This is a genomic window from Corynebacterium striatum ATCC 6940 (genome assembly GCF_000159135.1).
Lineage (GTDB): Bacteria > Actinomycetota > Actinomycetes > Mycobacteriales > Mycobacteriaceae > Corynebacterium > Corynebacterium striatum.
This window is the reverse complement of the sequence record NZ_GG667519.1, coordinates 248,240-270,833: the sequence shown is the minus strand read 5'-3', so window position 1 is coordinate 270,833 and position 22,594 is coordinate 248,240. Positions and strand designations below refer to the sequence as shown.

The window sequence follows — 22,594 nt, the reverse complement described above, 5'->3', positions numbered from 1 at the left end:
AATGGGTACAGTGTTCATCTATGACTAACCCATTACTCCACCCTTCGCCACTGCCCTACCAGCTTCCGCCCTTCGCAGACATCAAGGTAGAGCACTTCCGCCCCGCCTTCGACGAGGCACTCGAGCGCCATCGCTCCGAAATCGCCGCCATTGCTGATAATTCCGCCGCCCCCACGTGGGAAAACACCGTCGAAGCATTGGAGCGCTCCGGCCAGGACTTGGACCGCGTCATGGCCGTCTTCGGCAACCTCTCCGGCACCGACGTCACCGATGAGATGGAGGAGATTGCCGCCGATATCTACCCCCGCCTCGCCGCGCACTATGACGGCATGTATCAAAACGAAAAGCTCTACGCGCGCATCAAGGAGGCAACGCCGCTTGACGACGACCCCGAAGGCCACCGTCTCCACGACCACCTCCTGCGGACCTTCAAGCGCAAGGGCGCGGATCTCGACGCCGCCGGCAAGTCCCGCCTCTCCGACATCAACCAACGCCTGTCCGCACTCTCGGAGGAATTCGGCCGCAACCTCATGGCCTCTACTCGCGCGAAAGCCGTTGAGTTCAGCGAGGAGGAACTCGAGGGGTTGCCCGCCGAACGCATCGCCTCCGCCAAAGCCGATGCTGAGGCGCTGGGCCGCGAGGGCTTCGTCATCCCGCTCGAGCTGCCGACCGTGCAGTCGGAGCTGAGCCGATTGGCGCGGGAGGATGCGAGGGGGAGGTTGTATGGGGCGTCGGCAAGCAGGGGCTCCGAGAACAACATCCCAGGTCTCATCGAGGCCGTCCAGCTGCGCGCCGAACGCGCCGAGCTGTTGGGCTTTGCCTCCCATGCCGACTACGTGATCGCCGAAGAAACCGCTGCGACTGCCGACGCCGCCCGCACCATGCTCTTCGACCTCGCCCCCGCCGCCGCGGCCAACGCCGAAGGCGAGCAGAAGCTCCTCGCAGAGGAAGCAACACTCAACGGCCAGGGCTTCACCGCCGCCGACTGGCCGTATTGGGAATCTAAGGTCCGCGCCCGCGACTTCTCCCTCGATGAGACGGAGCTGCGCAAGTACTTCCCGCTGGATCGCGTGCTTGTCGACGGCGTGTTTGCCGCCGCCGAGCGCCTCTACGGCATCACCGTCGTCCCGCGCGAGGACCTGCAGGGCTACGCCGAGGGCGTACGCGTGTGGGAAGTCTTCGACGCGGGCCAGGAGCCCGAAGCTGACCGCGACAACGGCATCGGCTTGTTCGTCACCGACTACTTCGGGCGCCCCACCAAGCGCGGCGGCGCATGGATGAGCGAGTTCGTGGGGCAGTCCCGTCTACTGGAGCGCAAGCCGGTCATCGTCAATGTCATGGGCATCACCAAGCCTGCCGACGGCTCCCAGCCGCTGCTGAGCCTCGACGAGCTGCACACCGTCTTCCACGAGTTCGGCCACGCTTTGCACGGGCTGCTTTCCGACGTCCGCTACCCCACCTTCGCCGGCACCAACGTCCCGCGCGATTGGGTGGAGTTCCCCTCGCAGATCAACGAGAACTGGGCATTAGAGCCGGCACTGGTGAAGCGTTACGCGCGCCATGTTGATACCGGCAAGGTTATCTCCGACGAGATGCTCGCAGCAGTCACGGCTGCCAGCGAGTTCGGTCAGGGATTCGGCACGGTGGAGTACTTGGCGGCGTCGATTGTGGACTTGGCGTGGCACTCGCTCTCACACGAGGAAGCTGCCCAGCTCACGGCCGCGGACATCGAACAGTTTGAAAAGGACGCGCTGACCAAGGCCGGGCTGAACAACCCGCTCATCGCGCCGCGTTACCGCTCGACGTACTTCAATCACATCTTCGCCGGCGGTTACTCCGCGGGCTACTACTCCTACCTGTGGGCTGAGGTCCTCGACGCCGACGGCTTCTCCTGGTTCAAGGAAGTCGGCGCGGCAGACTCGGCCGACGGGGACGATGCTAAAGCCCGCGCAGCTGGCCAAAAGTTCCGCGAACTCATCCTGTCCAAGGGCGCCTCGCGCGATTTCACCGAGGTCTACCGCGAGCTGCGGGGACGCGACAAGGACGTGCAGCCCTTGCTGCGCCGCCGCGGTTTGTTGGGCTCTTAACTAGCCAGCTAGCTTGCGAATGTGGATAACTTGCGGCGAGCTCCTGAGTTATCCACAAATTTGGCCTCTCGCGAAAACTGACTATTGAAGCGGGCTTGACCGCGCTTTAGCGTTGAGGTCATGAGATTACAGACTTTCTTCGCCGCACTCGGCCGGGCCATTGACCTGGTGGCCGAGTGCGCGGGCATGTCTGAATCCGATCTGCTGGCATTAGGAGCCGCGCCTGCCGACGCCGCCGAGCTCCTCGCCCTCCATCACTCCTACTTCGGGCCCACGCACTCCACCAAGAAGCAGCGCACGGCGGTAGCAGCGGCGCGCAGCCGCGGCCATGGGCTGGTTACGCTGCGGCAAATTGAGTCTTTCGTGGCCAAGGTTCGCGACCATAACAAGGCCTGGGACCTGCGCGTGGAACTGTGCCAGACCAGCGCCGAGCTGGTGGAAAAGGTTGCGCGCAAGCGCCTGCGCGAGTGGCGCAAGCCCCGCGAGTACGCCGAGCGCGCGAAGCTGACCCAGCATGGCAACGGCTTGGCCACGTTGACTGTGACGGCGGATTCTATGCAGCTAACCGACGTATTCCAGGGCATCGACCAGCAGCGTCCCGGCGAGAGCTTTCTGGAAAACCTCGACGGCAAAGGCGTGAAAACTGAGGTCATGACCATGGCGGTGCTGCAGGTCGACGACTATGCGCAGCTGCTCAAAGGAAACACGGACAAGGATGGCGAAGAGTTCATCGTGCGCATGACCAACGGTGCCACGCTGACCGGCTCGCAGCTCGTGGAGCGCGCGCTGCTAGAAAAAGGCGTCATCGTGGCTGTCAGCCGCGAGCACGGACCGCTGGATGTCTTTCGCACGCGCCGCTTCGCCACGGACAAGCAGCGGCTGGCACTCATGGCGGAGAGCCCATGTTGTGCGTGGAAGGACTGCCCGGTCCCATTTGAGAAGTGCCAGATTCACCACATGGTGGCCTGGGCGCGGGGCGGATCGACGAATATCCTAAATTTGGTTCCATTATGTCCGTATCACAACGGAGTCAACGACGATGACCCCACTGCCCCGCCCATGCGCGGGCGGATGGTCCGCGTCGGCGGCAGGGTGGCATGGCAGCCGCCTTACGACGCCGCGCCCATCCCCACCAGCAAATTCAACTAGCCTGCGTTACGCAACGCAGTAGCTAGTCCATTCATCGTGACCTGAATGGTCTTCGAGACGAGGAACTGATCATCGCCGGCGCGGTAGCGGCGCAGCAACTCCAGCTGCACCGCATTGAGCGGGAGCAGGTATGGGTAGCGGCGCTTGAGCGATCGCGCTTGGCGCTGGTTCTCCGCGGTGAGGTCTGCATTGCCCGTGATGTGCAGGTAGACCTCGCGGGTGAGGGCGAATTCGTCGGCGATGAGGGCGTAGATGCGGTCGGCAACGGCTTTGTCGTCGACGAGGTCCGCGTAGAGACGAGCGAGCGAGAGCTCCGCCTTCGCCATCACCTGCGCCATATTCGACAACACCGAGCGGAAGAAAGGCCAAGTGCGATACAGCTCGCGCAGCTCCTCCCAGCGTGCCGCCTGCTCGCTGGCCGGCGCCTGCTCCACCCACTGTGTCACTGCGCTGCCCACGCCGAACCAGCCCGGGATGTTGGTACGCGACTGCGACCAGGACAGCACCCACGGAATCGCGCGCAGGTCCGAAATCGCAGTGGTCTGATTGCGGGCCGCCGGGCGCGAGCCGAGGTTGAGGTCGCCGATTTCGTGCAGCGGCGTGGACTGGGTGAAGTACTCGATAAAGCCAGGGTCGCCGATGAGATCGTCGTAGCGTTCGCCGGACAACGCTGCGAGCTCACGCATGATTGCGTAGGCGCGCTCCGTATCGGCGATGGGCTCCGTATCCAGCAGCGATGCTTCCAACGCGCCGGACACAAACGCCTCAAGGTGGCGACGCGCCGTCTCCGGAGCACCATACTTGGCGGAGATGACCTCGCCCTGCTCGGTGATGCGCACCGAACCCGACACCGCACCCTTGGGCTGGGCCAGGATGGCATCGTAAGTCGGACCACCACCGCGGCCAACCGCGCCGCCACGGCCGTGCGCCAGGCGCAGCTCGATCCCATGTTGGGTGCACAGCTCGACGAGGGAAAGCTCGGCGTCGTAAAGCGCCCAGTTCGCCTGCAGGTAGCCGCCGTCCTTGTTGGAATCGGAGTAGCCCAGCATGACCTCCTGAATGTCCCCACGTGCGCGCAGGTGCTCGCGGTAGAAAGGCACGGCCCACAGCCGCTCCAGGATGCGCGCGCCAGCCTTCAGATCATCGATGGTTTCAAAGAGCGGAACAACGTCGACCTCGCTCAGGCCCACTTCCTTGAGCAGGACCATCGGCTCCAGGATGTCCGATACCGAGCCCGTCATCGAAATGATGCAGTGCGAAACCGACTGCGGGCCAAACTTGCGCACCGCCTGCGACGCCGCACGGAAAATGCCCAGCTCTTTGGCCGTGACTTCGCTGAAGTCCTGGTCTGCGCCAGGAAACAGCAACGGGCGCGCGGTCTGCAGCTCGCGGACCAACAGCTCGACCTTCTCCGCCTCGCTCAGCGCGGCGTAATCATCGCACAGGCTTGCGGCAGCGAAGACCTCCGTGAGCACCTGCTCGAAAGACTTCGAGTTCTGACGCATATCCAGTGAATAAAGATGGAAACCAAACGTAGTCACGGCCGAGCGGATGCGGGCCAGGCGGTCATCGGCGATGATGTCGTCGTTGAACTGGCGCAGCGAGCGATCGATGACGTCGAGGTCGCGCTGCAGCTCCTCCGGCGAAGCGTACGGGGTGAAGTCGCCCTTCGGCGCCTTCTTCTCTCCCAACGCATGCAGGTTTGCACGCACGCGATTGCGGATGCCATAAATCGCACGGCGATAAGGCTCGTCCACGCGCGATTCCCAGTCGTTGTTAGCAATCTCCGCCAAGGACAGCAGCTCGGTAGAACACGAGGAATAGCGATCCGACAAAGACAGCTCGCGCTCCAACTCATCGAGCTCCGACTCGTAGTAGCGCAAAATCGTCTTCGCTGCCTTACGGGTAGCGTAGGTCAGCGTGCGCTCGTTGACGTACGGATTGCCGTCGTGGTCACCGCCGATCCAGGAGCCGGGTCGCACGACGGGGGCGTCGGGAAGCTGCAGCCCAAAGGTCTCCCGCATGCTATGGCGAATCGCGCGGTTGAGCGCCGGGACCTGCTCCAGAAGCGAAAGCTTGTAGTAGCGCAGCCCGACGTCGACCTCATCCTCCAGCGTCGGCCGGGCAATGCGGATAAGCGCCGTCTGCCACAGCAACGTCATGCGCAGGTACATCTCGCGCTCGATGGCGTCCATGTCACCACCGCGGTGGGCGTCGATAAGCAGCTGCTTAATGCGGGTCTGGGTATCGAAGACCGTACGCCGGCGGGTCTCCGTGGGGTGCGCGGTGAGGACGGGCGCCACCTGCGCGTCGCGGATGACGGCGGCCGCATCCGCGGGGGCGACGCCCTCCTCCTTCAGCTTGGCGAAGGTCTTGCGCAAGCTCACCGGCGCCTCCACTGCCTCGTCCGCGAGGTCCTCGGCAAGGTTTGCCAAAAGTGCAAAATAGCTAAACGCGCGCGCCACGAGGTTGGCTTTATTGATGTCCAGGTCCCGGAAAACCGCCACGAGGTCCTCGGGCTTGGCGTTGCCGTGGGCTACATTGAAGGCCATCTTGCGGGTGGATTCGACCAGCTCAAAGACGTCCTCGCCCTCTTGCTGCGCGAGTACTCGGCCCAGCACTCGGCCTAGGAGGCGGATGTCTTCTCGGACTTGGTCGATGTGCGGATTTGTCACCGGATTCGCCTTTCGCTGTGTTTCACAGAATTAACACGCTTAAATGTATCTCAGGTCACTATCCCGTCGGCGCTTTTCCGCTCGTTTACCCCCGTGAGGTTTCAACGTATGAAGGATTTGCTTGCGCTTTACGACGCCCAACTGCGCCGGCTATCCGGTACTAGTAGCTCCTAAACAGCAGTTGAGCCACGTTTCGTGGATGCGAGTCTCACCGTTTTCTTCCGGGTGGAAACTCAAGGCAGTGACGTGACCTTGGCGCACGCCGACGATGACGTCACCCGCGATGGTGGCAATGACCTCAACACCCGAGCCCACGCGCGTGACGACGGGCGCTCGGATGAAGCTAGCCTCCACAGAAACGCCGTCGACGGTGACGGTGCGTTCCTCGGAGAAGCGCTGGTTGCCGAAGGCATTGCGTTTCACGGTCACATCCAGAATCCCCAGCGTCTGTTGCCCGGGCGCTGGGTTCTCCAGCTCGCGGGCGGAGTAAATCAAACCTGCACACGTGGCGAGGACGGGGAGGCCGGAGCGGACGGCGTCGCGAAGCGGCGCAGCAAGGTCGAAGGCCCTAGCAAGACGGTCGATCGTGGAGGACTCGCCGCCCGGAAATACGATTCCGTCCAGCCCGTCCAGGTCACGCGGCAGCCGCACCCGACGCACCTGTGCGCCCAGCGAGCTCAAGATCGCCGCATGCTCCTCGACGCCGCCCTGCAGCGCCAGTACTCCAATCACCATCCGCGCTCAGCCAAGCGGTGCGGTGCCGGCACGTCCTTGACGTTGATTCCCACCATGGCCTCGCCCAGGCCGCGGGAGATCTTCGCCAGCTCGGCAGGCTGGTCGTAGAGGGTCGCGGCCTTCACGATGGCCTCCGCACGCGCAGCCGGGTTGCCGGACTTGAAAATGCCGGAGCCGACGAAGACACCCTCGGCGCCCATCTGGCGGACCAGGGCGGCGTCGGCAGGCGTAGCAACACCACCCGCAACGAACAGGACCACCGGCAGCTTGCCGGCCTCTGCCACCTCGGCTACCAGGTCGTACGGTGCCTGCAGCTCCTTGGCCGCAACGTAAAGCTCATCGCGGTCCAGGTTCTGCAGGCGCGCAATTTCTCCCTTGATGGTGCGCAGGTGCTTGACGGCCTCGGAGACGTCGCCAGTACCGGCCTCGCCCTTGGAGCGAATCATCGCAGCACCCTCAGTAATGCGACGCAGCGCCTCGCCCAAGTTGGTCGCACCGCAGACGAAAGGCACATCGAAGTCCCACTTGTTGATGTGGTTAACGTAATCCGCCGGCGAAAGAACCTCGGACTCGTCGATGAAGTCCACGCCCAGCTCGCCGAGAATCTGCGCCTCAACGAAGTGGCCAATACGGGCCTTGGCCATGACGGGGATGGAGACGGCGTCGACAATGCCCTCGATGAGGTCTGGGTCGCTCATACGGGCCACGCCACCCTGCGCGCGAATGTCTGCCGGGACGCGCTCCAGCGCCATAACAGCTGCAGCTCCGGCGTCCTCGGCAATCTTTGCCTGCTCCGGTGTCACGACGTCCATGATGACGCCACCTTTAAGCATGTCTGCGAGTCCGCGCTTTACGCGAGTAGTTGCTCGCGTCGTTTCATTTTTAGAAGAAGTATTTTCAGTCATGCGGACCATCCTCACACTAAGAAATGGTCTAAGACAAGAGCCAATTCAAGCGTGTTGAATTAGACCACTTATGCTGGGACCATGTCTATACGGCTTGCCCCCTCTGATACACGCGCACTGCCCGTCCAAATCGCGGAAGCCCTGCGCACCCAGGTGACGGCGGGCATTCTGCTGCCGGGTGAACAGGTTCCTTCCACCCGCGCGCTTGCCGCGAAACTCGGCGTTTCCCGAGGCAGCGTGGTTACCGCCTACGAACAACTCACCGCCGAGGGTTACCTCACCGCCGAGGTGGGATCCGGCACCGTCGTCAATCCACGGTTGCCACATTCACAGCTGCGGGAGGTGAAGGTGGAGCGCCCGGCGCCGGCGGCGTCGACAGTCAGGCTCACGCCCGGGCTGCCGGATACCGACGGCATCCTTACCCCCGAATGGCGGGCCGCGTGGCGTGAAGCGGCCAATCATCCGCTTTCCGACGCCACCTCACTCCCCCACGAAATCGCCCACCACGTCCGGCACATGCGCGGGCTGCGGGTGGATCCGCAGCGAATCGTTGTCACGGCCGGCGCCCGCGACGGTTTGACGCTGTTGCTGCGCGCGCTCGGCGGCCACCTACGCGTGGGTGTGGAGTCGCCGGGTTACCCGAGCTTGCGGCGTATTCCCGAGGCGTTGGGCCACGAGCTGGTGGAGGTGCCTACTGACGCCGAGGGCGTTACCGTGCCCGGCCCGCTGGATGCGCTCATCGTCACGCCGAGCCACCAATACCCTTACGGGGCGTCGCTTCCCGCTGCTCGCCGGGGCGCGCTGGTGGAGTGGGCGCGCCGCGAGAACGCGTTGCTGATCGAAGATGACTTCGATTCCGAGTTGCGCTACGTAGGCCAGCCTCTGCCCGCACTGACAGCGCTGGCGCCGGAGCATACGGTGCTTTTGGGAACGTTTTCTTCGGTGATTTCGCCGTCGATTGCGTGCGGCTACCTCGTGGTTCCGGAGCGGTTGTTGCCCGCGGTCCAGGACGTCCGTGAGGTTTTCGGCCAGTCCGTGGGCTCCATCCCGCAGGCGGCATTGGCGAACTATCTAGCTAGCGGCGCACTGCGGCGGCACACCGGGCGGATGCGCCGGGCCTACAAGCGGCGCCGCGACCTCGTCCACGCCATGCTTTCCGACGCCCCCGCCACCCTCCTTCCCATCAACGGCGGCCTCCATGCAGTGTTGCTGTGCGACGAATCCGTTGTAGACCGAGCCGCCACCCGCGGGCTGACGCTGACGCCGCTTCGCGATTACTGGGGCGGCGCCACTGCTGAGAAGGGCATCGTGCTGGGATTCGGACACCTAAGCGACGTCGAGCTCACCACCGCATTGCATATCGTGCGCGACTGCCTCAGCACACCATAAGCGATGAAACGATTCTCGAGCCAGTTTGGGTAATGCTGGTATGGCTAGCTGAGGCGGACCTCGGCGAGCATCCGGCCCGTGGGCTTGGCGCTGCCGCCCATGGGTTCCTCAGTGATCATGACCTTGGTGGCATCGCCGTCGAAGGGCATCCACACATCGTCGTGCGGGTCTTGGCCGATGACGCCCGCCGACGTCACCTCACCATTGGAGGCCACGGCCCAGACTTGGGCGCCCATGCCGTCAGCGAGTGCAGGCTGGCCGTCGACCATCGCGCCAGACTTGCCCATCTCCTTCGAGGACACAATGTCTAACGTTGCACCGGAGGCATCCGCGTTGCCGGTCAGGAGGTCATCAGCAGCCATGATGGCGTGCATCTGTTCCACTCCCGCGGCTTGAATCCGCGCGTCTTCCTGCGGACGCAGCTGGACGACGCCAATTCCACCCACCATCAACAACACTGCCGCCGCGGCAGCTGCGAAGAAGCCACGCGTACGACGACGCGGCAACTCCACCACCTCCGCTATGGGCTGCGCAGTCGGCGAGGTGTGCTCGCCGGCATCGATAGCGGCGAAGACGGAGTGCTTGAGATGCTCTGGCGGCTCGACGTCGGGAAGAGCGTCGAGGAACGCCTCGAAGGACTCGTCGTCGAATTCGCGGGTGTTACTCATCGCTCCTCCTTTCCCAGTGTGGCTTTGAGTTTCTTGATTCCGTCGCGCACGCGCGTCTTCGCGGTACCCAGCGGCACTCCTGTTGATTCTGCCAGCTCAGCATGGCTCAATCCACCGAAGAAAGCCAGCAGGACTGCGGTGCGGTGAGGCTCGCCGATGGCGTCGACAGCCGCGCGCAAGCGTTGCGATTCCACGTGCTCCAGCGCTTCGGACTCGACGTCGATAAAGCGTGTTGGCTCCTCAAGATGCGCGTCCCTATCGTCGCGCTCCACGCTCGCCACGTGCGAGCGCAACCGATCTACCGCGCGCCCATGCGCCAACCGCGCAACCCATGACCGTGCATTCCCACGCTCTGGGTCGAAGTTGGCCGCCTTATTCCACGTCTCCACGAACACATCTTGAGCGACTTCTTCCGCCAGCGCCTGATTATTGAGCACGTGGAGACAGACGCTGAAGACGGTAGGACTGAGGACGTCGTAAAGCTGCGAAAAGGCATGCCTGTCCCCTGCCGCGGTCGCAACGAGCTGGTCGTTGAGCCGGGCGATTTGTTGTGGGGACATGGTGGACACGGACGTTGAGTTTACCTCCGCCGTAGGCGCTGGCGCGGACATTTGGACTTACTTGGACATTTCTTCCGACATCATCGCACCGGAGGACGGTGCCATCATCTCGGACGTCATCATCTCGTCCTTGCTTTCCTTGTTGTCGTTGCAGGCAGCGAGACCGGTTCCGGCGATGGCCAGGGCTGCGGCGGTAGCGATGAGCTTCTTCATGAGTTTTCTCCTTTTGACTGTGGGCCAGCGTTTCTGGCCCCTTCACAAAGTCATTCGGAGCGGGGGCGGAAAGTGGATTGGAAAAATTTTCACCAATCCGTCCGCTGGTTCCGCTCCGAACAGATGGGTATACCCCAACAGAAAGGTTTCCCATGTTGTCAACCCTGTCCATCGGGCTTGTCGGTGGCCTAGTCACTGGTCTCTCACCATGCATCCTGCCCATCCTGCCGCTGGTTCTTGCGGTGAGCGGAAACGGCGGAAGGTCGCGACCATGGCTGGTCATCGGCGGGCTGGTAACGAGTTTTACAGCGGTGACGCTCTTTGCCACAACACTGCTCAACGCGCTGCACCTGCCCGGCGACTTAGTGTGGAAGGTGGGCATCGGGCTGCTGGTCCTCGTGGGCCTGGGCATGATGTTCCCCAAATTCCAGGAGATCCTCGAGTGGCCGTTCCTCAAGCTTCCCAAAGCAGGCGGTCTGCAAGCTAAAGCGCGCGACAAAGGCGGATTCGCGGTGGGCTTAGCGCTCGGCGTGGTCTTTGTGCCGTGTGCGGGTCCGGTGCTGGCGGCTATTTCCGTCGCCGGTGCGACAGGCACAATCGACGCCCACATCCTCATCCTCTGCCTCGCCTTTGCCGTCGGCGTGGCTATTCCGCTGATGGCATTCGCCCTCGGCGGCAACGAAGTGGGCAAACGCGTGGACTTCTTCCAATCACATCAGCGGGGCTTCCGTTTCGGCTCGGGCGTAGTGGTCATCGCCATGGCAGGTGCCATCGCCGTCGGTGCGCCGGCGTGGCTGCAGCAGAAACTGCCCTCCCCGGAGTTTGGGCAGGAGGTGTTGGCGAAAGAGGCGTCGTCAAGCAAGGCGGGACAGCAAGTACCCGAATTCCAGGGGCTGACCGGCTGGTTCAACACGGATGAGCCCGTGGACCCGCGCACGAACGGCAAGGTGACGCTCATCGATTTCTGGGCCTATGCCTGTATCAACTGCCAACGCAACAACGTGCATCTGACCAAAATATACGACCACTACAAGGACTCTGGGCTCGAAGTAGTGGGCATCCACGCCCCGGAATATTCCTTCGAGCGCGAGGCCGCCAACGTCCAGCGCGCGGCGCGGGAACAGGGAATCCACTACCCCGTTGCCCAAGACAACGACTTCACCACCTGGCGTGCATTCGAAAACCAGTACTGGCCAGCGCACTACCTCGTTGACGCACAGGGAATCCTGCGCGAATCTCACCACGGCGAGGGCGATTACGCCGAAACTGAAAATCACATCCGCGAGCTGCTTAAAGAGCGCGACCCGAACGTCCAACTCCCCGCGCCGCTGGAATCCGCCGACCAAGCCTCCACGGAGGGCCGCAATCCAGAGACCTACCTCGGCACGGCGCGTGCGCGTTACTTCGCCAACCGCAACTACGCCCCAGGAACACACGACTTCGAGCTCGGAACGCCGGAGCGTGGCCAGTACTCCCTCGGCGGAACGTGGACGCTCGAGGACCAGCCGATTACTGCCGGCAAGGATGCGCGCCTGCGCCTGAACTACCACGCGGCGTGGGTCCAGCTGGTGGTCTCCGGCAAAGGAACCGTGACGGTGCGCCACGCAGACGGCACCACGCGTGAGTTCCCTGTGAAGGAAGACGGAACGCTCGACCTCGTTAAAGAGAACGCCCCGCAAACCGAAGTTCTCGACATCGAAGTCAGCGAGGGCGTCAAACTCTATTCCTTCACGTTTGGTTAGGCTGGGACCATGAAAGTCACCATGCTCGGCCACTCCGCAATCGCAGTCGACGCCCCTGCGGGCCGCTTTGTCATCGACCCCGGTGGATTCACGGACTCCTCGTGCTTGGATTCGGCAGATGCCGTGTTGGTTACCCACGCGCATGCGGATCACCTCGACATCGAGGCCGTGCGCGACTGTGGCCTGCCGGTATGGGGCACGCAAGAGACTGTCGACGCCGTGGGCCACGGCACTGCGGTCCGCGCGGGCGAGACTTTCGAAGTGCTCGGGATAAAAGTCCAGGCAGTCGGCGGGTTGCACGAAGAGATTCACCCGGCGATTCCACGCCCAGAAAACGTGGGTTTCTTCTTCGGCGGTGTTCTCCACCCTGGCGATCAATGGGTGCATGTCGAGGGCGTAGAGCTGCTCTTCCTCCCGATTGCCGCACCCTGGGTGCGTGGCGCGGATGCCGCGGACTACGCCATGACCATCGGCGCGCGGACAGTGGTGCCGATTCATGACGCTGTGCTTAGCGACGTCGGCAAGCAGCTCACCGACGGCATGCTCCAGAAAGCTGGCGTTAGCGGCTACCGGCGCCTAGCCGTTGGCGAATCGGTGGAAGCATAGAAATACTCCCCACAATCTGGTTTCTGATTTCTCAGTCCGGATTATGGGGAGCAGTTCGCCCCCCGCAAAACGGTTACTGTCACCATGAGCTCCATTGCAACAGCGCTACTTCTCTTCGGCGCCATCCTCGCTAATGGTTAGCGGTCGGTTCATGCCGACCGCTTTGTCTGTTTTTATTCACTACTTCGCCAGCGGAAACAAGGCCAAATTCCGGCAGCCCTATACGCTTTTGTACCGCTTGGTCTAGTCTTACCTCCATGACTACCAAGTACGACAACAGCAACTTCGAAAACTGGGCACTGTCCACCCGTTCCCTGCACGTGGGTCAAGACCTCGACGGCTCGACCAACTCGCGCAACGTCCCGATTTACCAGACCACCTCTTATGTCTTCGATTCCGCAGAACATGCTGCAGCACGCTTTGCGCTTAGCGACGCCGGCCCCATCTACACGCGTCTGACCAATCCCACCGTTGACGCGCTCGAGCGTCGCCTAGCAGCTCTCGAAGGCGGCGTCGCCGCCGTAGTGTTTGCCTCCGGCCAGGCTGCTGAGACCGCAGCCATCGAGGTCCTCGCTGGCGCAGGCGACCACATCGTCGCCTCCCCGCGCCTGTACGGCGGAACCTCCAGCCTGTTTACCCACACCCTCAAGCGCCTCGGCATCGAGACCACCCTGGTTGAGAACCCGGATGATCCGCAGTCCTGGCAGGCAGCTGTGCAGCCAAACACCAAAGCTTTCTACGGCGAGACCTTTGGCAACCCGATCGCCGACGTGCTCGACATCCCGGCTATCTCCGAGGTCGCACACTCCAACCAGGTGCCGCTCATCGTGGACAACACCATGGCCACCGCTGTGCTTGCTCGTCCACTGGAGCTGGGCGCTGACATCGTCGTGGCGTCGACTACCAAGTTCTACTCCGGCTCCGGCTCTGCTATCGGCGGCGTGCTTATCGACGGCGGTAAGTTCGACTGGACCGTCGAGCGCGACGGCAAGTCCGTCTTTCCGTTCTTCACCGAGCCGGACGAGAGCTACCACGGCCTGAAGTACGCAGACCTTGGAGCCCCGGCATTCGCGCTGCGTGCCCGCGCTGGCATCATCCGCGACACCGGCGCAGCCGCTTCCCCATTCAACGCCTGGCTGACCCTGACCGGCCTGGAGACTCTCGAGCTGCGCGTCCAGCGCCACAACGAGAACGCTCAGGCAGTCGCTGAGTTCTTGGAGGACCACGACAAGGTCGCCAAGGTCAACTACGCGGGTCTGGATTCCTCCCCGTACAAGTCCGTAAAGGAGAAGCTGGGCTACAGCTACACCGGCTCGGTGCTCTCCTTCGAGATCGAGACCGGTGGCAAGGACGCCAAGGAAGTGGCGTGGAAGTTCATCGACGCCCTGAAGCTGCACTCCAACCTGGCCAACATCGGCGACACTCGCTCGCTGGTGGTCCACCCGGCAACCACCACTCACTCCCAGTCTGACGAGGCGGGCCTGCGCGCCGCTGGTATTACCCAGGCAACGGTGCGCCTGTCCGTCGGCATCGAGGATGTCAAGGACATCATCGCTGACCTCGAGCAGGCTTTCGCTGCCCTGTAACTGCGCAACAACGAAGGGAGTTTCTTCGCGTGACCACGATTCCGGAGCTCGCCCCTGAGGGCGAGCTGGACCACGTCAAGATCGGTGATTTCGCTACGGAAGCCGGAGCTTCCATTGCGGACGTCACCATCGCTTATCGACGCTGGGGCGCCTTTGCCGGCGACCCACATGGCGCAAACAATATCGTGGTCATCGAACACGCCCTGACCGGTGATTCCAACGCCGCCGACTGGTGGGGCGACCTCATCGGCTCAGGCAAGGCGCTGGATACGCAGCAGTGGTGCGTGATTGTCACCAACGCGCTCGGCAGCTGCAAGGGCTCCACTGGCCCGTGTTCCCCGCACCCAGACGGCAAGGCCTGGGGCTCGCGCTTTCCGGCGTTGTCCATCCGCGATCTCGTCGAAGCCGAGCATAAGTTCTTGCAGGAGCTGGGGTTCGAGCACGTCCACGCCGTCATCGGCGGCTCGATGGGCGGCGCCCGCACTTTGGAGTGGAGCCTGCTGCATCCGGAGTTTCTCTCCGCGGCCTGTGTCATCGCGGTGTCTGCCCGCGCTTCCGCATGGCAGATCGGCATCCAGTCCGCGCAAATCTCTGCGATTGAGCGCGATCCTTTCTGGCACGGCGGCGACTACTACGAATACAACAAGGCCCCGCGCGAGGGCCTCGCGGCGGCCCGCCGCATCGCGCACCTGACCTACCGCGGTGAGCAGGAAATCGACGAGCGCTTCGGAGTCCAAGCCCAGCGCGACGAGAACCCGCTTGGCCCATACCGCGAGCCCAACCAGCGCTTCGCCGTGAATTCCTACTTGGATTACCAGGGCGACAAGCTCACCGAGCGTTTCGACGCCGGCTCCTACGTGACGCTGACTGAGGCGCTGAACCGGCACGACGTCGGGCGCGGGCGCGGCGGCCTCAACAAGGCACTGGCTTCCTCGACCGTGCCCACCATGGTCGTGGGCGTGGACACGGACATTCTTTACCCGTACCACCAGCAGGAACACATCTCCCGCAACATCGGCAATCTGCTGGCCATGGCCAAGGTGGTCTCCCCCATCGGCCACGATGCCTTCCTGGCTGAGTCGCGCCAGATGGACCGCATCCTGCGAAACTTCCTGGCGCTCTCCGCGCCGGACGGCCTGGACTTGGGTCCGATGTATGTGGGCGACGAGTACTACATCTAAGAACCCAGCGAATCCACGGACACCGCCAGGAACGTCATCAACGCTCCCAGGCAGGCTGTGTAGGCGGCGTCGAAACGCCGCGAGCGCACAGCGAGAACGCCGACGATGCGTGAGTCGCATGTCAGACGCACCAGCGACAGCCACAACAGCGACGCCCCCAGAATCACGGTGGCGCGGCGCCAGTGTGCAGAAATGGCAAAGACCGCAGACAGCGCAACGCCCGCGACGAAGAGCCCCACGGCAACCCACTGCACGCCGGCCGGCAAGCGCGAAGGCCGCAACTTAACGTCGTGGGGGTTATCCAGGTTGAGATCCTTCGCCCGGTGGGCACCCCCTTTTTCGGAGGCCATTTAAGCCAGGCCCGCCAGCTTTTCTGCGCGCTCCACGATGTTGGACACCAGGAAGGCACGGGTCAGCGGGCCGACGCCGCCTGGGTTCGGGGACACGTAGCCGGCTTTATCCCACACGTCGGGCGCGACGTCGCCAGCCAGCTTGCCATCCACGCGGGAGACTCCCACGTCGAGGACCGCAGCGCCTTCCTTGACCATGTCCGCGGTGAGCATGTGAGCATTGCCCGCAGCCGCGATGATGACGTCAGCGGCCTTGGTCTCAGCAGCCAAGTCCTTGGTGCCGGTGTGGCACAAGGTCACGGTGGCATTCTCGCTGCGGCGGGTAAGCATAAGGCCAATCGGGCGACCCACGGTCACGCCACGGCCAATAACCACAACCTTGGCGCCATCGAGCTCCACTCCGAAGCGACGCAGGAGATGGATGCAGCCGTTCGGAGTACACGGCAGCGGAGCCTCCTCGTTGAGAACCAGCTTGCCCAAGTTGACTGGGTGAAGGCCGTCGGCGTCCTTCTCCGGATCAATCTTGGCCAAAATCTTGTTCTCATCCAGGTGCTTCGGCAACGGCAGCTGCACGATGTAGCCGGTGCAGGCGTCATCGTTGTTGAGTTCGTCGATGACCTTCTCCAGCTCTTCCTGGGTGATATCTCCTGGCAGGTCCTTGCGGATAGAGTTGATGCCCAGCTGCTCGCAGTCGCGGTGCTTCATCTTCACGTAAGCGTGGGAGCCTGGATCGTCACCGACCAGCACGGTGGCCAGGCCAGGCTGGATGCCCTTGGCCTGCAGGGCGGAAACGCGAGCCTTCAGGTCCTCGAAGATCTCGTCGCGGTACAAATTGCCATCTAGTTTGGTAGCGCTCATGCAGTCCATCCTAGACTGAGCACTATGAGCCAGCTGCACATCGTCTTTGATAATCCCGTGATTCCCACCAACACCGGCAACGCCATCCGCACCGCCGCCGTCACGGGTGCCTCCCTGCATCTCATCGAGCCGCTGGGTTTCAACTTCGACGATAAGCACCTCAAACGCGCTGGCCTGGATTACCACGACCTCGCAGATCTGCAGATCCACAAGGACTTTGACGCCTGCATGGCTGCCCTACCTGGTGCGCGCGTCTTCGCATTCACCACGCACACCGACAAGTGGTTCACCGACGTCGAGTTCCAAGAAGGCGACGTCCTCCTCTTCGGCACCGAGCCCACTGGCCTGCCGCCGGAGCACGTCAATCACCCACGCATCACCGAGCAGGTTCGCATCCCTATGGTCCCGGCGCGCCGCTCGATGAACCTGTCCAACGCGGCCTCCACCGCCGTGTACGAGGCCTGGCGCCAACTGGGTTTCAAGGGCGCGGTCTAGTCTCACCGATCTCATCACGGCAATTGAGGCTGCCGCGCACAACGTGCTCGGTTTTGCGCAGGCAGGCATGGAGTTGGCGCAGCGCCCTGTGGTGCCTCTGCTTGTCGACGTCGTTAAGCGGAATTGCTCCCTTTGAGCAGAAGCTGCGCCAGATCGGCAGCTGGGAAAACGCACTGGGATAAAGTTCACAAAGTGTGGCCAACCTAATATTCGGCAAGGGTAACTTTATAAGTGATTCGAAAGGACTCTTTGTCATGTTGCCTTTGCGTTTGAGCTCAGGCGAGTCGACCACTCACTCATCGGCTTACTCCCTGCCTGTTGGCTGCACTGTTACCCTCCGCCCCGAATGCCTCGACTGTGTGCAGAACCCAGCGATGGCGCGTCGCTTGTGCGAGCTCGGGATCCGGCCGGGCGCGTGCCTGACTCTGGGCGCGCACGTGGCGGGCGGGGCACGCATCGTAACTGTTGATACCTGCCGCTACGCCATCGACCGGCAGACGTTGCAATCCATCGGGGTCTAGTAATGAGCTCCACTTCCCCTAGCTGCCACGGAAATCCTGGCGGGGCGCTGGCTCCCGCGGGCGCAGCCATCATCGCGATGGTGGGCGCTCCCAACTCCGGCAAGTCCACGCTTTTCAACGCGCTGACCGGCGCCAAGGTGCAGACCGGCAACTGGCCGGGTACCTCGGTGGAGGTCAGCCGCGGCGCCTGGAACATTGCGCATTCGTGTTGCCCGGCCGAGGTTGCCGATCTCATTGACTTCCCCGGCACCTACTCGCTGGATCCGCTCAGCCCGGATGAGGCGCTGACCCCGCGCCATGCTTTACGACGCCGCCCCTGCCGAGCGCCCCGATCGCGTCATCGTGGTGGTCGACGCGACTGCGGTTGCGCGCGGGCTCAACTTGGCTTTCCAGCTCGCGGAGCTTCCCTGCCGGCTCAGCATCGCGCTGACCAAGCTGGACGTAGCACAAGACCAGGGCTTGCGGGTCGATGCCGATGCGCTCGCGAGGGCCACGGGAATCCCGGTCGTCTGCGTTGATGGCCGCCGGCGGGAAGGCCTGGAACGCCTGCGTGAGACGGTGCAGGTTTCCCTTACTGAGGAGCCACAGGTCCGGCGCGAGGACGCCAGCATCGACGCCCGCTTTGCGGATCTCGACGCCGCTACCAAAGCAGCGGTGCACACCGAGTCGCAGCCGGTCACGCGTTCGCAGCGCCTAGATGCGGTAGCGCTGCACCCGGTAGCCGGCCCGTTGCTTTTCCTCGCGGTGATGTGGCTGGTCTTCCAGATAACCACCACGGTGGCCGCTCCTCTGCAGGACGGCTTGGAGGCGCTGGTCTCAGGACCCATCTCTGACGCAGCACGCCACCTTCTGAAGGCAGTCGGCCTTCACCATCCGCTGGTCGAGGGCCTTATAGTCGATGGCCTCATCGGCGGCGTCGGCATGGTGCTCACCTTCGCGCCGCTCATGGCCTTGATGTTCCTGTGCCTCGCCGTCCTTGAAGACTCTGGATACATGGCGCGTGCCGCGGTGGTCACCGACCGCCTCATGCGTGCCATTGGCCTTCCAGGCAAGGCGTTTATCCCCATCGTGGTGGGCTTTGGCTGTAACGTGCCGGCCATTGCGGCCACGCGTGTTCTGGGCTCGCCCCGCCATCGCATCATGACTTCTTTGCTCATACCGTTCACGTCGTGCTCGGCGCGCCTCGTGGTCTTTGTGATGCTGGCGCAGACTTTCTTCCCAGCCCACGCCGGCAGCGTGGTCTTTGCCTTGTACGTGGTCTCCATCGCTCTGCTCGTGTTGGTGGGCTTAGCACTGCGCAAGACGCTATGGCGTGCGGTTCCACAGGATCCCCTGGTCATCGACCTGCCCACCTACCAACTGCCCACGGTGCGCCTGGCGTTATCCGTGATGTGGACGCGCCTGAAGGGCTTCCTCCACACGGCGGGCGGCATCATCGTATCCACGGTCGTGGTCATCTGGTTGCTCATGACCATCCCGGTGGGTGCCGCGACCTCCGTCGATGGCGGCTACACCACCCCGGCCCCGCAGGAGTCTGCTTATGGCGCGGTCTCGCGCACCATCGCTCCGGTCTTCGCGCCGGCGGGCTTCGACTCTTGGTCGCTGGCCGGCCCACTGGTCACCGGTTTCGTGGCCAAGGAGGCACTCATCTCCACGTGGTCGCAGACCTACGCGGTCAAGGACGTCACCGACGCCACTCCCGAGGAACAGGCCGCAAGCTCGCTCAGCGATCGCGTGCGCGCCGACTTCGCGGCGGCCTCCGGCGGCCACACCAACGCGGCAGTGTGGGCCTACATGCTTTTCCTGCTGGCTTATACCCCCTGCGTGGCCACTCTGGCTGCGCAAAAGCGCGAAATCGGATGGCGTTGGACGCTCTTCGGCTTCGCAGTTCAGCTCACCACGGCGTGGGTCTTGGCTGTCGTGGTCTTCCAATTGTTGAGGTTGCTGTGAACTCCCCCATCGAAGCAGTCCGCTCAACCATCGCGGCAGGAATCACCACCCGCGCCGGAGTCGCCAAAGCCACGGGCTTAGAAATCGGCACGGTCAACCTGGTGATGTCGCACCTTCTTGCCACCGGCGAGCTCAGTGCCGAAACGCTCAGCACCTGCCCCACCACGGCCTGCGGCTCCTGCGCAGCCTCCGCGCTGTGCGGCGCCCCGCGCAAGACCGGCGCCCCAGTGTTGCTTACTCTGCGTCGGCCGAGTCACCCGGCTCCGGCGAAAGCATCCTAGCCTCCTGCGCCATGCTCGGCAGCTGGCGCTTGCGCAGGCGCTCAAGGAGATCGGCGGCGTCGGCAAGCGCTAGCTGGCGTCCTGCCATCGCCACCGGCCCGCGGACCAAGTCGAAGTTGATGTTGCGCACGCCCAAAAGCTGGTTGAGCGGGCCCGCCTTGACCGTGAGCTCCTGGATGTGCGGGGTGCCCACGACCATCACCCGGCGCGCCAGGCGCCCGGCATGCACAACCGCCACCTCGGTGCCCACCAGCGTGACCGCTTGCTGACGCAAGTCCACAGGCGATGCCAACCAAGCCCTGCCAGGTGAAACGTACGTGGGGCGCGTGTGCCCCTCGGGGCGGGCAAATTCCTCAATCTGCGCGGCGTCGAGATCGGAGACCAGCTCCAAGAGCGCGAGTGCCTGGTCGCGCGTACCCACCGGCAGAATTCGCGTGGAACCCGACTGCTTGCCGCCGGCCTTCGCGCCATAGCCCGCGACGGAGACCTGAACCTCGTACCAGCCCAACATGCGCCACAGCAGCGGCTGCGTCACGCGCACCGCATGGATGCGGGAGCGGCGGATGGTCTGCCGGCGGCGATCGGCTAGGCCATATGCAATATTGAGCACCTCATCCTGCGCGTCATAGCGGGAGTTAAAGCGCCACGACGTATCAATGAGATTCCAGATGTTCGGCACAAATCCCACCACGATGGGCAGCGCCGCCGCGCGGAAGAAGGGCAAGATGACGAGGATCGTCATGACCGCAACGGCGATAAGCGTGGGCAGGCGCAGCGCCTCCGCCGCGAGGGTACGGCCCACGGGAATCTCCGGGATGAGGTCGTCACCGGCCGCGTCGGGTTCCACGGTTGCCGGGGCGTTTCCTGCTGCCGGGCGATGCACGTGCGCGAGCAGCTCTTGGCGCAGCTGCTCGGCTTCCGCCTTACGCAGGAAGGAGATCTCGATGACCGACGCAGTGCCGCCTGCGGTTTCCACGCGCACCGCCGCCAGACCAAAGATGCGCGCGATGACCGTCTCCACCACGTCCACGGCCTGAATGCGGTCATAGCGAGCAGAGCGGAAGGACGAGGAAATCACGCCGTGACGCAAGGAGACTTCATGCTCGTCGAGCTTGTAACCCAGCTTGCGCCACCAAATGGCCGATATGAACCAAATGCCCAGGCACACCGCTACGAAAACACCGATGGCGATGACTGTGCCCAATCCGATGTCGCTCCAGTGCCCGCCGTGCAGGTAGGTGGCGACGTCGGAAAGCATTTCTGCGTTGATGTTGACCACAAACAATGCCACCAGCGCCAGGATCAGCGACCAAAAGCGCAGCAACGGGGTCAGGCGGTGAACGCGGCGAAAGCCTTCCGCGTCCACGGACGCGCGGTCCTTGCGCAGACGATGCCGGCCGCTCATAGTCCGCTCATCCGTTCGCGTGCCTTGACGGCAAGCCGCTCGCGCAACGCATCCGCGTCTTCTGCAACGAGACCCGCGATTCGCGCATCTGAGCTTGCCGACGCCGTGTGAATCTTCACGCGCTTCAATCCCAACGCCTGCTCGATGGGTCCGGCGGAAACGTCCACAAACTGGATGCGACCGAAGGGGACGATGGTCAGGCGGTACCACAGTTTGCCGCGGGTAATCACCAGCTCATCGTCGGTTTCCTTCCACCCCATGTTGCGCACCTGTGCGGGGATGAGCCAGAGCAAGTAGACGAACCACACTACCCAGGCTCCGGCGAACCAGTACCAAAATGAGCTGGCGAAGTACCCCGCAACCGCGAAAGCGATAGCAAAGACTGCCGACCAGCTCAGGTGGTGAATATAGCGAGCTGTGGTCAGCTTCCGGGAGACCGGATGCATGTCTGGGGAAAGCGCGGAGTGCATGCCGCCTATGCTAACAAAGCCCTCATACTCCTTGACAAAGTGTTGGGTTTATACAACACTTTGGTTTATGTCCCCAAAGAAAAAGCCGTCTTCCCCAATTTTCAATCGAGTTCGGTTGCTCCGGGTCGAGAGGGACATGTCGCGCGCCCAGCTTGCCGACGCCGTCGGGGTCAACCCCCAAAGCATCGGTGCTCTTGAGCGTGGCGATCACTCTCCCAGCCTCGACCTCGCGTTCAGCATCTGTGAAGTATTCGACCTCCCCGTCGAAGCCGTCTTCTCGCGCACCGAATTCCAGCCGCTATCCACCGAGATCTACCGAAAGGACTAGGCCATGACGTCCACCACCACCAAAGCTCGCGTCACAAAGCGCAACCGCCTCATACGCCTCGCCGACGTCGGGCTTGCAATCATCGTCGTATCCATCCCGCTGCAGTTCTGGGACGATTTCACGTCCTTCATGCTGGCCTGCTTGGGTACCTGTGTAACCGGCTTCGGCGTGTCCAAGCTGCGCAAGACTATCGACTCCGCCGACTTACCCACTATCGAACTCGACGAGTACATGCTGCAACTTCATGTAGAGGCCCGCGAAGATGGACTTAAGCTCACCTTGTTTTCTTCCATGTTCATGTTCATGGCCTGCGGCGCTATTGCTCTCGGAACCCGGTTCGTCGACTCCATGGACGGAATCTTCGTGGCCAGCTTGTTCTTCAAGCTGATCATGCTGCAAATGCTGTGGGTTCCATTCACCGTGGCCAGGTCTCTGGCAGG

General features: G+C 63.1%; 22 protein-coding genes and 1 pseudogene. 13 read left to right on the top strand and 10 right to left on the bottom strand.

All coding sequences use genetic code 11. The features are described 5' to 3' along the window. Positions 1-20: 20 nt before the first annotated feature. Positions 21-2,087 (top strand): M3 family metallopeptidase, encoded by a 2,067-nt coding sequence (locus HMPREF0308_RS01215; protein WP_005527953.1) that lies wholly within the window; start codon positions 21-23, stop codon positions 2,085-2,087. 120 nt (positions 2,088-2,207) lie between these two features. Further along, positions 2,208-3,236 carry an HNH endonuclease signature motif containing protein gene (locus HMPREF0308_RS01210; RefSeq protein ID WP_005527951.1) on the top strand — a complete coding sequence of 343 codons (1,029 nt, stop codon included), beginning with the start codon at positions 2,208-2,210 and terminating at the stop codon, positions 3,234-3,236. Here the strand turns inward: HMPREF0308_RS01210 and ppc are convergent. The 3 genes from ppc to pdxS form a co-directional block, all read right to left on the bottom strand. Further along, positions 3,233-5,911, bottom strand: coding sequence for a phosphoenolpyruvate carboxylase (gene ppc, locus HMPREF0308_RS01205; protein ID WP_005527950.1), 2,679 nt, complete (start codon positions 5,909-5,911; stop codon positions 3,233-3,235). The genes HMPREF0308_RS01210 and ppc overlap by 4 nt on opposite strands. Before the next feature lie 150 nt (positions 5,912-6,061). Further along, complete coding sequence (pdxT, locus tag HMPREF0308_RS01200) at positions 6,062-6,646, bottom strand: pyridoxal 5'-phosphate synthase glutaminase subunit PdxT (RefSeq protein WP_005527949.1); 585 nt, start codon at positions 6,644-6,646, stop codon at positions 6,062-6,064. Further along, positions 6,640-7,560, bottom strand: coding sequence for a pyridoxal 5'-phosphate synthase lyase subunit PdxS (gene pdxS / locus HMPREF0308_RS01195; protein ID WP_034656545.1), 921 nt, complete (start codon positions 7,558-7,560; stop codon positions 6,640-6,642). Before pdxS ends, pdxT begins: the two co-directional genes overlap by 7 nt. Before the next feature lie 72 nt (positions 7,561-7,632). Between pdxS and pdxR the strand changes: the two genes are divergently transcribed. Continuing rightward, a complete protein-coding gene (pdxR, locus tag HMPREF0308_RS01190; protein WP_005527947.1) occupies positions 7,633-8,940 on the top strand; it encodes a MocR-like pyridoxine biosynthesis transcription factor PdxR in 1,308 nt (435 codons plus the stop codon). 44 nt (positions 8,941-8,984) lie between these two features. On the opposite strand, the gene HMPREF0308_RS01185 is transcribed toward pdxR, so the two are convergent. From HMPREF0308_RS01185 to HMPREF0308_RS13830, 3 genes are read right to left on the bottom strand one after another with little or no spacing between them, the layout of a single operon-like run. Further along, the gene (locus HMPREF0308_RS01185) at positions 8,985-9,608 is read right to left on the bottom strand and encodes an anti-sigma factor (protein ID WP_005527946.1); all 624 of its coding nucleotides are present in this window, start codon (positions 9,606-9,608) and stop codon (positions 8,985-8,987) included. Then, positions 9,605-10,168 carry a sigma-70 family RNA polymerase sigma factor gene (locus HMPREF0308_RS01180; RefSeq protein WP_034656629.1) on the bottom strand — a complete coding sequence of 188 codons (564 nt, stop codon included), beginning with the start codon at positions 10,166-10,168 and terminating at the stop codon, positions 9,605-9,607. Before HMPREF0308_RS01180 ends, HMPREF0308_RS01185 begins: the two co-directional genes overlap by 4 nt. A 57-nt stretch (positions 10,169-10,225) precedes the next feature. Continuing rightward, entirely contained in the window at positions 10,226-10,381 is a 156-nt protein-coding gene (locus tag HMPREF0308_RS13830) for a hypothetical protein (protein WP_005527944.1), read from the bottom strand. A gap of 152 nt (positions 10,382-10,533) precedes the next feature. On the opposite strand from HMPREF0308_RS13830, the gene HMPREF0308_RS01175 reads away from it, so the two are divergent. The 4 genes from HMPREF0308_RS01175 (at position 10,534) to metX (ending at position 15,496) form a co-directional block, all read left to right on the top strand. Further along, positions 10,534-12,123 (top strand): redoxin domain-containing protein, encoded by a 1,590-nt coding sequence (locus tag HMPREF0308_RS01175; protein ID WP_005527943.1) that lies wholly within the window; start codon positions 10,534-10,536, stop codon positions 12,121-12,123. A 9-nt stretch (positions 12,124-12,132) separates the two neighbouring features. After that, positions 12,133-12,729, top strand: a complete 597-nt coding sequence (locus HMPREF0308_RS01170) for an MBL fold metallo-hydrolase (RefSeq protein WP_005527942.1) — start codon at positions 12,133-12,135, stop codon at positions 12,727-12,729. A 257-nt stretch (positions 12,730-12,986) separates the two neighbouring features. Continuing rightward, positions 12,987-14,315 carry an O-acetylhomoserine/O-acetylserine sulfhydrylase gene (locus tag HMPREF0308_RS01165; RefSeq protein ID WP_005527941.1) on the top strand — a complete coding sequence of 443 codons (1,329 nt, stop codon included), beginning with the start codon at positions 12,987-12,989 and terminating at the stop codon, positions 14,313-14,315. A 29-nt stretch (positions 14,316-14,344) separates the two neighbouring features. Then, positions 14,345-15,496 carry a homoserine O-acetyltransferase MetX gene (gene metX / locus HMPREF0308_RS01160; protein WP_005527940.1) on the top strand — a complete coding sequence of 384 codons (1,152 nt, stop codon included), beginning with the start codon at positions 14,345-14,347 and terminating at the stop codon, positions 15,494-15,496. On the opposite strand, the gene HMPREF0308_RS01155 is transcribed toward metX, so the two are convergent. Together HMPREF0308_RS01155 and HMPREF0308_RS01150 are read right to left on the bottom strand one after the other, a co-directional pair. Then, complete coding sequence (locus tag HMPREF0308_RS01155) at positions 15,493-15,846, bottom strand: DUF3017 domain-containing protein (RefSeq protein WP_005527939.1); 354 nt, start codon at positions 15,844-15,846, stop codon at positions 15,493-15,495. The genes metX and HMPREF0308_RS01155 overlap by 4 nt on opposite strands. Then, positions 15,847-16,704 carry a bifunctional methylenetetrahydrofolate dehydrogenase/methenyltetrahydrofolate cyclohydrolase gene (locus HMPREF0308_RS01150; RefSeq protein WP_034656544.1) on the bottom strand — a complete coding sequence of 286 codons (858 nt, stop codon included), beginning with the start codon at positions 16,702-16,704 and terminating at the stop codon, positions 15,847-15,849. A gap of 24 nt (positions 16,705-16,728) precedes the next feature. Here HMPREF0308_RS01150 and HMPREF0308_RS01145 point away from each other — a divergent pair, with 24 nt between their 5' ends. The 4 genes and pseudogenes from HMPREF0308_RS01145 (at position 16,729) to HMPREF0308_RS13120 (ending at position 19,951) form a co-directional block, all read left to right on the top strand. Next, complete coding sequence (locus HMPREF0308_RS01145) at positions 16,729-17,199, top strand: tRNA (cytidine(34)-2'-O)-methyltransferase (RefSeq protein WP_005527936.1); 471 nt, start codon at positions 16,729-16,731, stop codon at positions 17,197-17,199. Between the two features lie 254 nt (positions 17,200-17,453). Further along, a complete protein-coding gene (locus HMPREF0308_RS01140) occupies positions 17,454-17,720 on the top strand; it encodes a FeoA family protein (protein WP_050765398.1) in 267 nt (88 codons plus the stop codon). Positions 17,721-17,722: 2 nt separating this feature from the next. Beyond that, positions 17,723-19,670: pseudogene (gene feoB / locus HMPREF0308_RS01135) on the top strand (ferrous iron transport protein B). Beyond that, the gene (locus HMPREF0308_RS13120; RefSeq protein WP_005527932.1) at positions 19,667-19,951 is read left to right on the top strand and encodes a hypothetical protein; all 285 of its coding nucleotides are present in this window, start codon (positions 19,667-19,669) and stop codon (positions 19,949-19,951) included. Before feoB ends, HMPREF0308_RS13120 begins: the two are co-directional and overlap by 4 nt. Here the strand turns inward: HMPREF0308_RS13120 and HMPREF0308_RS01130 are convergent. After that, positions 19,905-21,356 carry a PH domain-containing protein gene (locus HMPREF0308_RS01130; protein WP_005527931.1) on the bottom strand — a complete coding sequence of 484 codons (1,452 nt, stop codon included), beginning with the start codon at positions 21,354-21,356 and terminating at the stop codon, positions 19,905-19,907. The genes HMPREF0308_RS13120 and HMPREF0308_RS01130 overlap by 47 nt on opposite strands. After that, a complete protein-coding gene (locus HMPREF0308_RS01125; protein WP_034656623.1) occupies positions 21,353-21,802 on the bottom strand; it encodes a PH domain-containing protein in 450 nt (149 codons plus the stop codon). The genes HMPREF0308_RS01130 and HMPREF0308_RS01125 overlap by 4 nt, the downstream gene beginning before the upstream one ends. A 91-nt stretch (positions 21,803-21,893) precedes the next feature. On the opposite strand from HMPREF0308_RS01125, the gene HMPREF0308_RS01120 reads away from it, so the two are divergent. Both HMPREF0308_RS01120 and HMPREF0308_RS13825 read left to right on the top strand, forming a co-directional pair. Then, positions 21,894-22,154 (top strand): helix-turn-helix transcriptional regulator, encoded by a 261-nt coding sequence (locus HMPREF0308_RS01120; RefSeq protein WP_005527929.1) that lies wholly within the window; start codon positions 21,894-21,896, stop codon positions 22,152-22,154. A gap of 3 nt (positions 22,155-22,157) precedes the next feature. Next, positions 22,158-22,594, top strand: a 437-nt coding sequence (locus tag HMPREF0308_RS13825) for a hypothetical protein (protein WP_005527928.1), incomplete at its 3' end; no start/stop codon positions are given.